This window comes from Massilia niabensis (assembly GCF_042655085.1).
GTDB lineage: Bacteria > Pseudomonadota > Gammaproteobacteria > Burkholderiales > Burkholderiaceae_D > Telluria > Telluria niabensis.
Window position 1 is genome coordinate 61315 of sequence record NZ_JBHSMU010000005.1, and the last position, 11348, is coordinate 72662.

Annotated in this window: 7 protein-coding genes; 1 reads left to right on the forward strand and 6 read right to left on the reverse strand. The window is 64.7% G+C overall.

Going from position 1 to position 11348, the window contains the following annotated elements:
* Positions 1-36 precede the first annotated feature (36 nt).
* The gene (locus ACFPN5_RS05770) at positions 37-1545 is read right to left on the reverse strand and encodes a right-handed parallel beta-helix repeat-containing protein (protein WP_379781044.1); all 1509 of its coding nucleotides are present in this window, start codon (positions 1543-1545) and stop codon (positions 37-39) included.
* Between the two features lie 157 nt (positions 1546-1702).
* Here ACFPN5_RS05770 and ACFPN5_RS05775 point away from each other — a divergent pair, with 157 nt between their 5' ends.
* Positions 1703-3907: an OsmC domain/YcaO domain-containing protein gene (locus ACFPN5_RS05775; protein ID WP_379781046.1), complete on the forward strand. Its 2205-nt coding sequence runs from the start codon at positions 1703-1705 to the stop codon at positions 3905-3907.
* Here the strand turns inward: ACFPN5_RS05775 and ACFPN5_RS05780 are convergent.
* From ACFPN5_RS05780 to ACFPN5_RS05800, 5 genes are all read right to left on the reverse strand, one after another.
* Positions 3904-6024, reverse strand: a complete 2121-nt coding sequence (locus ACFPN5_RS05780; RefSeq protein ID WP_379781048.1) for a putative bifunctional diguanylate cyclase/phosphodiesterase — start codon at positions 6022-6024, stop codon at positions 3904-3906. The genes ACFPN5_RS05775 and ACFPN5_RS05780 overlap by 4 nt on opposite strands.
* Positions 6025-6115: 91 nt before the next feature.
* Positions 6116-7117, reverse strand: a complete 1002-nt coding sequence (locus tag ACFPN5_RS05785) for an aldo/keto reductase (RefSeq protein ID WP_379781050.1) — start codon at positions 7115-7117, stop codon at positions 6116-6118.
* Positions 7114-8277: a galactokinase gene (galK, locus tag ACFPN5_RS05790; protein WP_379781052.1), complete on the reverse strand. Its 1164-nt coding sequence runs from the start codon at positions 8275-8277 to the stop codon at positions 7114-7116. Before galK ends, ACFPN5_RS05785 begins: the two co-directional genes overlap by 4 nt.
* Complete coding sequence (locus tag ACFPN5_RS05795) at positions 8270-9352, reverse strand: UDP-glucose--hexose-1-phosphate uridylyltransferase (RefSeq protein ID WP_379781054.1); 1083 nt, start codon at positions 9350-9352, stop codon at positions 8270-8272. Before ACFPN5_RS05795 ends, galK begins: the two co-directional genes overlap by 8 nt.
* Before the next feature lie 46 nt (positions 9353-9398).
* Entirely contained in the window at positions 9399-11066 is a 1668-nt protein-coding gene (locus ACFPN5_RS05800; RefSeq protein WP_379781056.1) for a sodium:solute symporter family transporter, read from the reverse strand.
* Between the last annotated feature and the right edge of the window lie 282 nt (positions 11067-11348).

Sequence of the window (11348 nt, forward strand, 5' to 3'; positions counted from 1 at the left end):
AGCCGACGCACCGGGCAAGCCGCCGCATTCAAATGATCAATGCGGTGATTGATTCAACTGCATGCGCCACCGGCCCTCATCGCGGTTCGCTGCAGCCACCGGATAGGGCGTGCCCCAGTAGACGTTGTTGACCACGACCACGTTCGACGAGGTGTCGCCCACGTGGACACCGCCGCGCGTGGGCCCGGCGAAGACGTTATTCGTGATCAGGGTGCGGCTCCCGTAGATGTAGGCGAGCTGGATGTGCGCGTAGAAGGGACTCGGCGCGGTGCCGCCACTGCGCCGGTTCAGGACGGAATAGGTGCAGTTCGTATCCAGGAGATTGCCGGCGATCGTATGGCCGCCCGTGTCGGGGATGCTGCCGGGCGCGCCGCCTCCGTAGAGCTGGATGCCGTTCCCCTGGTTGTTGGCCACATGGTTCCAGTACACGGCGCAGCGGACGACGCCGTCATCGAGGCCGATGCCGACGCCTTCGGTACCATTGTCGAGCGGGCCGCCGTAGTTGACGTTGAACCAGCAGGTGTTGAACCGGATGGTATGGCCCGCCACGGCGCCGGGACCGGCGGCCGACGACAGCTCGATGCCGCGCCCATAAAAGTTCGGGCTGCTGGCGCCGCCGTTGTGGTTGCAGGAGTTGCCTTCGATGAGGAAGGATGTCGCGAACCCGGTGACATGGATCCCGAAATTCATGTTGGTGCTGCAGTCGTTGTTGCTGATGCGGTTGCGCTCCCCGCTGCCGACGAAGATCCCGCTCAGCATTCCGGTGACCGTATTGCGCTCGAGGCGCGCCGCGACACCGTTCACCAGATAGATGCCGATCGCACCGCGGTTCGCATTGTAGGTGACGCCCGGCGGCGGGGAAATCCGGTTTTCCCGGACGAGGAGCCTGGTGAGCGTGGCGGCGCCGGCGTAGGTTTCGCAGCGGATGCAGTGCGATAAGGCCGAACCGCCGCCGCGGTGAACCACGGTATTGCCGCGTAGTTGGATGTCATCGACGCCGGTATTGCCGGCGACGAGGATGCCATGGTTCGCATACGCGGGGTCGCAGCTCACCACGTCGAGCACGCAGCCGGCGACGGTCACCTCGTTTTTTTGATACATATAGACCCCGGCGCAGTTCGAGGTGAGCGCGATGTTCTCGAATACGCAGCCGTTGCCCAGCCAGATGATGGCGACGTCGCTCGCTTCCGGCAAGGCGGGATTGCGGATGTCCAGGTCGCGGTAGGTGATAAAATCGCGCTCCTGGCCAGCTACTGCGATCGAGCCACCTTCCTGCGGCGTGACAGGGCTGCCCGGCAGGAGGATGACCGGCCTGGGCTGCGCTGGATCGTCGGAACCGTCGTCCCGGTAATACGCGCCGACGGTGATGCGTGCGGCGCGCGTGCCGCTGGCACCCAGCCTGAAGACGCCCGCATAGGTGGTGCCCCGTTTTTGCAGGTAAGTGTTGCCAGGGGCCCAGGCGACGCCCGTCCAGGACTGGAAGGGATTGGACAAGCTGCCGTCGCCGGGACCGGCAGCGCTGGGGTCGACGTAGAAGGTGGGCATGATGTCTGGCAGCTTAGTCCGCTCGAATGGCTGGGCTGTTATGAAGTATCAACTCCGATAAGCCCTGGTCTCCAGGGCTTTATGTTTTGCGCTGACGCGCAGGCGTCAAGCGGATGGCCGTGGCACTAACACTGAAGTACTCATTTGGAATTCTTTCATGGAAATTAAAGTCAACTTTCTCGACAAGCTTCGTCTCGAAGCCAAGTTCGATGACTTCACTGTTATAGCCGACCAGCCTATCCGCTATAAGGGCGATGGCTCGGCGCCGGGTCCCTTCGACTATTTCCTGGCCTCGTCGGCCTTGTGCGCGGCTTACTTCGTGAAGCTGTATTGCGACACCCGCAATATTCCGACCGAAAATATCCGCCTGTCGCAGAATAATATTGTTGATCCGGAAAACCGCTACCAGCAGATTTTCAAGATCCAAGTGGAGTTGCCGGCCGATATCTCCGACAAGGACCGCCAGGGGATCCTGCGTTCGATCGAGCGCTGTACGGTCAAGAAAGTCGTGCAGGCCGGGCCGGAGTTCGTGATTGAAGAGGTAGCGAACCTGGATGCCGATGCGCAGGCTTTGCTGACCTTGCAGCCGGGTACCGAGTCGGCTACCTATATCCCGGGCAAGGATCTGCCGCTGGAGCAGACCATCGCGAATATGTCCGGCATGCTGGCCAGCTGGGGCATCAAGATCGAGATCGCATCCTGGCGCAATATCGTTCCGAATGTGTGGTCGCTGCATATCCGCGACGCGCACTCGCCGATGTGTTTTACCAATGGCAAGGGCGCGACCAAGGAAAGCGCGCTGGCGTCGGCCCTGGGTGAATATATCGAGCGCCTGAATAACAATCAGTTTTATGCCGGTGTATTCTGGGGCGAAGACATCGCGAATGCCGACTTTGTCCATTACCCGAATGAGCGCTGGTTCAAGCCGGGCAAAAAAGATGCACTGCCGGCCGGGATCCTCGACGAATATTGCCTGGACGTTTACGATCCGGACGGCGAACTGCGCAGCTCGCACCTGGTCGACACCAATTCCGGCAACGTGGAGCGCGGAATCGTCTCGCTGCCCTTCACGCGGCACTCGGATGGCGAGACGGTGTATTTCCCGTCCAACCTCATCGAAAACCTGTATGCCAGCAATGGCATGAGTGCCGGTAATACGCTGGCCGAAGCGCAGGTCCAATGCCTTTCCGAGATTTTCGAGCGGGCGGTCAAGCGCGAAATCCTGGAAGGCGAAATGGCCTTGCCGGATGTGCCGGATGAGGTGCTGGCAAAATACCCGGCCATCCTGGCCGGCATCAAGGGCCTGGAAGAGCAGGGCTTCCCGGTGCTGGTCAAGGACGCGTCGCTCGGCGGCACCTATCCGGTCATGTGCGTGACCTTGATGAATCCGCGCACCGGCGGCGTGTTTGCCTCGTTCGGCGCACATCCGAGCTTCGAGGTGGCGCTGGAACGCAGCCTGACGGAATTGCTGCAGGGGCGCAGTTTCGAAGGCCTGAACGATCTGCCGCAGCCGACCTTCGCCAGCAACGCCGTAACGGAACCGTATAACTTCGTCGAGCACTTCATCGATTCCAGCGGCGTGGTGTCGTGGCGCTTTTTCAGCGCCAAAGCCGATGTCGATTTTGTCGAATGGGACTTTTCCGGCCAGGGCGAAGACTCGAATGCCCAGGAAGTGGCGACCTTGCTCGGCATTCTCGAGGAGATGGGCAAGGAGGTCTACATGGCGGTGTACGACCAGCTCGGCGCGACAGCCTGCCGCATCCTGGTGCCCGGTTATTCGGAAATCTACCCGGTCGAAGACCTGGTCTGGGACAACACCAATAAATCGCTGCTGTTCCGTTCCGATATCCTGAACCTGCATCGCCTGGACGATGCCGCGCTCGCGGCACTGCTCGAGCGCCTGGAGAACAACGAGCTCGATGAGTATTCCGACATCGCGAGCCTGATCGGTATCGAGTTTGACGAGAATACGGACTGGGGACAGTTGACGGTGCTCGAGTTGAGGCTGCTGATCAACCTCGCCCTGCAGCAGTTCGACGAGGCGCACGAGCTGGTGGGCGCCTTCCTGCAATACAACGACAACACCGTCGAGCGCCGCCTGTTTTACCAGGCCCTGAACGTGGTGCTGGAGGTGGTGCTCGATGACGAGCTGGAACTGGACGATTATGTCGTCAATTTCCGCCGCATGTACGGCAACGCCCGAATGGACGCGGCGCTGGGCTCGGTGGACGGCAGCGTGCGCTTCTTCGGGCTCACGCCGACGAGCATGCAACTCGAGGGCCTCGACCGGCACCACCGCCTGATCGACAGCTACAGGAAACTGCATCAGGCGCGGGCGAAGGCCGCGGCTGCATTGCGCTAGGAAACCACGCCGCTCCCGGCGGTGCGGTACATCTGCTCGAACTCGGCCATCGGGAGCGGGCGGCCCAATAGAAAACCCTGCATCGAGGAACAGCCGCCCTTGACCAGGAAACGCCGCTGGGCCTCGTCCTCGACGCCCTCGGCGACGATATCGAGCTTGAACTTGTGTGCCAGCGCGATAATGGCCTCGACGATCGACCCCGAACCCGGGTCGATACCGATGTCGTGCACGAAGGAGCGGTCAATTTTCAGCGCGGAGAGCGGGAAGCGCTTGAGATAGGCCAGCGAGGAGTAACCGGTGCCGAAATCGTCGAGCGAAAAGGAGACGCCCTGCGAACAGATCTCGTGCATGCGGTGGGTAATCTCCAGCATGTTTTCGGCAAAGACGCTTTCGGTCAGTTCCAGGCACAGCCGCCCGGCGGGCGCTCCCGTGCCGTCGAGGATGGTCGCCATGGCCGCGGGAAAGTCGGCATCGCGCATCTGGTGCACGCTGACGTTGACGGCCAGCTTCAGGCGCGCAAGCGCCGGGTCATGCTGCCAGCGCGCCAGCGCACGGCAGCTCTCCTCCAGCACATGCTCGCCAAGGGGGAGGATGAGGCCCGATTCTTCGGCAAACCCGATGAAATGCTCCGGACCGATCAGGTCGTCGTCGCGCTGCCAGCGCAGCAGGACCTCGGCGCCGACCAGTCGCCCCCGGGTATCGAACTGTGGCTGGCAGAACAGGCGAAACTGGCCCATCGAAAGGCCGTTGCGCATCGAAGCGTCGAAGGCGGCGCGGTGGTCGGCCGCATCCTGCATGCTGGGGTCGAAGAAGCGGGCGGCGTTGCGCCCGTCGGCCTTGGCGCGGTACATGGCCAGGTCGGCTTGCTTGAGCAGGGTATCGCTGTTGGTTCCGTGCGCGTCGAACAGGGTGATGCCGATGCTTGCCGAGCTCTTGAACATGTACGCGCCAAGCTGGTAGGGCTGGCCCAGGGCCGACAGGATCTTCGTTGCCACGCGGTCCGCCTCGCTGGCCGCGCCGCGCTCCGCCACCCCCAGGCCCTCCAGCACCACGACGAATTCGTCGCCGCCGAGCCGCGCCAGCTGGTCGCTGTGGCGAACCGTGCAGCGCAGCCGCTCGGCTGTCTGGCGCAGCAGCATGTCGCCCAGGTCGTGTCCCATGGTGTCGTTGAGCAGCTTGAAGTTGTCCAGGTCGAGATAGAGCAGCGCGCCGTACTGGCCCAGGCGCCGGCTGCGTGCCAGCACGTGTTCGAGCTCCCCGATCAGGAAGCGGCGGTTCGGCAGGCCGGTCAGGTGGTCGAAATACGCCAGTTCGTAGATATGCCTTTCCGTGCGCTTGCGCTCGGTGAGATCGGTGTTCACGCCGGAGATGCGCACGGCCTTGCCGTTGTCGTCGCGCAGCACGTAGCCGCGCGACAGGACCGGTACGTAGTGCCCAGTGCGGTGGCGTAGCCGGAATTCCAGGCCGAAGCTGTCGCGCGTGCTGGGCAGCAGGTCCGCCAGGTAGCCGGTGATCATCACATCGTCATCCGGGTGCAGGAGGCGGCGCCAGGCCCCGGAGTCCTCGATTCCTTCACCACTGGGGTAGCCGAGCATGTTCCACCAGCGCTCCGAGTAATACACCTGGCCTGTGACCAGGTCCCAGTCCCAGGGCGCATCGGTGGAACCCTTGAGCACCAGCCGCAAGCGCTCTTCGGACTTTTCCAGCGAGTGTTGGGTCTCTTTGAGCGCCGTACAGTCGGTGAAGCAGACCACGACCTGCCGCACGCACCCGGCGTCGTCGAATTCGGGAAAGGCATTGCACAACAGCCAGCAGGTCGGACCCTGGCGGACAACGCCGGCGACGAGTCCGGACAGTTTCCGGCCGGTGCGGAGCACGACGTAGGCCGGAAATTCCTCCACCGGCATGGCCGAGCCGTCGTCGCGCAGGACGGCCCAGGCGCTCGCGCTGGGATTATCGCCGAGCAGCTCGAGCTCGCTGCGGCCCAGCAGTTCCTGGGCCAGGCGGTTGGCGGAGAGGATGCGCCCGTCCGCCGCATGCACCACAACGCCGGCCGGCAGGTGGTCGTACAGGGTGTCGGAGCAGCGCAGTGCTTCTGCAGGGGAAATGGGCAGCATGGCGGTTCTGGGTGGGGGCGTTTATCCGCAAGCAATCGCGTCATACTAGCAGTTTCGCCCGCCGCGCCGCGCACACCGGATCACGGGCAGGTCATGCATCCCTGCGCAAAATACCCTCGATCGCCTCGACTTCACCGGCGTCCAGCGCCGGCATGCGCGCGGCCAGTACGGCGTCCAGCACCTGGGCCGGCTTGCTGGCCCCGATCAGCGCCGATGTGACGGCCGGCTGGCGCAGCACCCAGCGCAGGGCCAGTTGCGCCAGCGACTGGCCGCCTCCCTCTGCGATGGCGTGCAGGGCCCGCGCGACGCGCAGGCTGTCCTCGGTCAGGTGTTCGGTGCGCAGGAACGCGCTGTTGCCTGCGGCACGCGAGTCGCCGGGCAGGGCGCTCCCGAGGTAGCGGTCGGTCAGCAGGCCCTGGGCCAGCGGTGAAAAGGCGATGCCGCCAATGCCTTCCTGCTCCAGCACAGGCAGCAGGTCGGACTCGGCCTTGCGCACGAACATGTTGTAGCGCGACTGGTTGACGATGCAGGGCGTGCCCAGCCGGCGCAGCTCGCTGGCGGCCAGGCGGGTCTGCTCGCCCGTGTAATTCGATACGCCGACATACAGGGCGCGTCCGCTGCGCACGATATGGTCGAGTGCCGCCATGGTCTCCTCGAGCGGCGTGGCCGGGTCCGGGCGGTGGTGGTAGAAGATGTCGACGTACTCGAGTCCCATTCGGTCCAGGCTCTGGTCGAGGCTGGCAACCAGGTATTTGCGGCTGCCCCAGTCGCCGTAGGGGCCGGGCCACATGGTGTAGCCGGCCTTGGTGCTGACGACGATCTCGTCCCGGTAGGGGCGCAGGTCCTGCGCGAGGATCCGGCCGAAACTGCTTTCGGCCGACCCCGGGGGCGGTCCGTAGTTGTTCGCCAGGTCGAAGGCGGTGACCCCGAGGTCGAAGGCGGTGCGCACGATCTCGCGCTGGCGCGCAGGGTCGGCGGCGTCGCCGAAGTTATGCCACAGGCCGAGCGAGATGGCGGGCAAGCGCAGCCCGCTGGCTCCGCAACGGCGGTAGGGCATCGCGTCGTACCTGCTTGCCGCGGCCTGCCACCTCATGCTGCGACCGTGCCTGCGCCCGCGGCCGCGTTGCAGACGTAGATGGTGGCTTGCTCGCCGTTCGGGGCGCGGTAGGAGCGCCCGACGGCCTCCTGGATCGCGCCGACGAGTGCGTGCGGCACCAGCGCCACGACGCAGCCGCCGAATCCGCCGCCGGTCATGCGCACGCCGCCCGCGCCGCCGATGACTGTCTTGACAATCCCCACCAGTTCGTCGATGGCAGGCACGGTGATCTCGAAGTCGTCACGCATCGAGGCGTGCGACTCCTCCATCAGTTCGCCCATGCGTTCCAGGTCGCCCGCCGCGAGCGCGGTCGCCGCGCCGAGCACCCGCGCGTTCTCGGTCACGACGTGGCGCGCCCGCTGCAGCACGGTCGGGTCGAGCTCGGGGCCGCGCGCGCGCAGCAGCTCGAGGCTGACATCGCGCAGGGCGGCTACGCCGAAATGCCGGGCGGCTTCCTCGCACTGGAGGCGGCGCGCATTGTAGGCACTGTCGACCAGCCCGCGCGCGACGTGCGAGTTGAGGATCACGATCGCGGCGTTGGCCGGGATCGGCACCGGCCGTACTTCGAGCGAGCGGCAATCGATCAGCAGCGCGTGGCCGGCGGCCCCTAGAGCCGAACTGATCTGGTCCATGTTGCCGCACTTGCAGCCGACGAAGTCGTTTTCCGCCTGCTGGGCGACCAGGGCGATATCGATCGGGCGCACCTCCTCGAAGCCCGGCAGGGTGGCGAACAGCATGCCGACCGCAACCGACAGCGAGGCCGAGGACGACAGCCCGGCGCCCTGCGGGACGTCGCCGGCGACGACCATGTCCATCCCGGACATCGGCAGGCCGCGCTGTACCAGTTCGCGCACGACGCCGCGCACGTAGTTGGCCCACATCGGGGAGTCCAGCCTGTCGATCGGCGCGTCGAGCCGGTATTCGTCGACGGCATCGTCATAGTCGGCAGCGATCACGCGCACCACGCCGTCGTCGCGCCTGCGCGCCGCGATCACGGTGCGGTAGTCGATCGCGCAGGGCAGCACCAGGCCATCGTTGTAGTCGGTATGTTCGCCGATCAGGTTGACCCGGCCCGGGGCCTGGACCACGATCGACGGCGCTGCGCCGAAGGCGGCCTGGAATACGGCGCTGGTGCGCGCCATCGGGGATTCATGCATTGTCTTCTCGCGCTGGAGTGGAATGGAGGTAGTGGACGTCGGACAGTTCGCGCAGGCGCGCCGCCGCCTGTTCCGGGGTCAGGTCGCGCTGGGCCTCGGCCAGCATTTCGAAGCCGACCATGAACTTGCGCACCGATGCCGAACGCAGCAGCGGCGGGTAGAAATGGGCGTGCAGCTGCCAGGGCTGGGCATCGTCCGAAGACTCATTGGGCAACGCATCTGGCGAAAAAGGCGCGCCATGCCACCCCATCGAGTACGGGAAGGAGGACTCGAACAGGTTGTCGTAACGGGTGGTCAGGCGCTGGAGCGCCAGCGCGAGGTCGGCACGCTGCGCAGCATCGAGTTGATCGAGGCGCTGCACGGGGAAGCGGGGCAGCAACAGGGTCTCGAAAGGCCAGCTGGCCCAGTAGGGTACGACCGCGATCCAGAATTCGGTACTGACGACGACGCGCTCGCCATCGGCCGCCTCGCGCTCGGCATAATCGAGCAGCATCGGGCGTCCCTGCTCGGCAAAATACGCGCGCTGCTGCCGGTCCTCGGCCGCGGGAAGGTTCGGCAGGAAGCTCGTCGCCCAGATCTGCCCGTGCGGGTGCGGGTTCGAGCAGCCCATCACCGCGCCCTTGTTCTCGAAGACCTGTACCCAGCGATAGGTCGCGCCCAGCTCGGCGCTCTGCTCGCACCAGGTGTCGATGACCTGGCCGATGGCCGGCAGCGTCAGCTCAGGGAGCGATTTGCCGTGGTCGGGTGAAAAGCAGATGACGCGGCTGGTGCCGCGCACGCTCATGCCCTGGAACAGCGGATCTTTTGGTGGCTGCGCGTCAGGCGTGTCGGGCATCAGGGCGGCGAAATCGTTCTCGAACACATAGGTGCCTTCGTACTGCGGATTGCGCTCGCCGTTGACGCGCAGGTTGCCGGCGCACAGGTAGCAGCCCGGGTCGTGGCTGGGACGAGCGCTGCGGTCGACCGCTTCCTGCTGTCCCTGCCAGGGACGCTTGGCGCGGTGTGGCGATACCAGCACCCATTCGCCCGACAGTGGATTGAAGCGGCGGTGTGGGTCGTTCGGGGAGGTGAACATGGAGCTCCTTAATAAATCAGATCAAATGCTGCGCACTGGCGCATGCTTACCAAAGTCCGCCGTAGATCGCGGACAGCAGCACGCAGATTACCGCCGAACCGAGCGCAAAGGCGCCATCCACGCGGAACAGCTTGCGGTCCACGTGGAAGCTGCGCACCCGGTCACGCGCACCGAAGGTGCTGATCAGGACCATGCCGGCAATGACCAGCCAGAAGACGATGAAGGTGCGGTCCAGGAACGGAATCTCATAGGTGCCGGTGCCGTTGTCGACCGCAAAGCCGATCGGCGCCAGGAAGGACAGGTCTATCATCCCCGGCAGGAACTTCAGGAAGATCGAGAACACCAGCCCGCCGATGGTGGCGAACATGGCCGCCGGCGCCGTCGTCTTCTTCCAGAAGAAGCCCAGCAGGAACATGGCCAGGATGCCCGGCGAGACGAAGCCCGTGTATTCCTGGATGTACTGGAAGCCGCCTTTCTTGTCGATGCCCAGCAGCGGGGCGATCAGCACGGCGATCGCCATGGCGACCACGGTCGTCACGCGGCCGACCCAGACCATGCGCGCTTCGCTCGCCTCCGGGTTGAACTTCGGCTTGTAGATGTCGAGCGTGAAGATGGTGGCGATGCTGTTGGCCTTGCCGGCCAGGGAAGCCACGATGGCCGCCGTCAGCGCGGCAAAGGCGACGCCCTTCAGGCCCGACGGCAGCATGGCCAGCAGGGTTGGATAGGCGCGGTCCGGATTGAGTTCGCCACCGACGCGCATGGCATCCCCCAGGGTGCCGGAGCGGTCCAGGGCAAAGGCGGCGATACCGGGCAGCACGACGATGATCGGCATCAGGAGCTTCAGGAAGGCGGCGAACAGCAGGCCCTTGCGCGCCGTGGTCAGGTCCGCGCCGAGTGCGCGCTGGGTGATGTACTGGTTGCACCCCCAGTAGCTCAGGTTGACGATCCACAGGCCGCCGATCAGGGTCGACAGGCCGGGCAGATCCATGTAGTTCGGGTTGTCGCGCGAGAGCACCATGTCGAAGTGGCCGCGGGTGCTGGCGAACAGTTCCGTAACGCCGTGCATGGCGCCTTGTCCGCCCGAGAGGCGGGCGACGAGGTCGAGCGCGATCCAGGTGGTCACCAGGCCGCCGATGATCAGGCACAGCACCTGGATCACGTCGGTGTAGCCGATCACCTTCATGCCGCCCAGGGTGATGACGGTGGCGAAGATCGCCAGGAACAGCATGCACGGCAGCATGCCGATCGGGGCGATGCTGTTGATCGCCAGCGCGCCCAGGTACAGGATCGCGGTCAGGTTGACGACGATGTACAGGGCCAGCCAGAACACGGCCATCGTGGTGGCCACCGCCTTGCCGTAGCGCTGCTCGAGGAACTGCGGCATCGTGTAGATGCGGTTCTTCAGGTAGACCGGCATGAAGAACACGGCGACGATGACCAGGGTGGCGGCGGCCATCAGTTCATACACGGCGATCGCCATGCCGATCTTGAAACCGGCGCCGCTCATGCCGATGAACTGCTCGGCCGAGATGTTCGAGGCGATCAGGGAGGCGCCGATGGCCCACCAGGTGAGCGAGCCTTCAGCGAGAAAATAGTCGTGCGAGGCCTTGCCGGAGGTGGCGCGTTTTTTTCGGTAGACCCACAGGCCGTAGCCGGCGACGATCAGGAAATAGACAAGGAAAACGAAGGAATCGAGGGCGGAAAAGAGGGTCATGAAACGGCGCCGTTTGGGTTGCACGCGGTAATGCCGCGCGGTAGCTGGTCAGGGCCGCTGTCCTGACGCGGCCCACATCGACGGGATCTTTACACAGATGACAGTGTGAAAGTGATAACGAACTGAAACTCTCAGTGGGCTGATCATTTACATCCGGGCCGGTGGCGCCGGACTCCGCACGGCCGATCCAGGAAAAAATGTCAGAAACGTGAGCGTTTGATGACCGGCCACGATATTGCTTGCGGCAAATGGCAGAGCCTACATAGACTGACAGCCCACCCA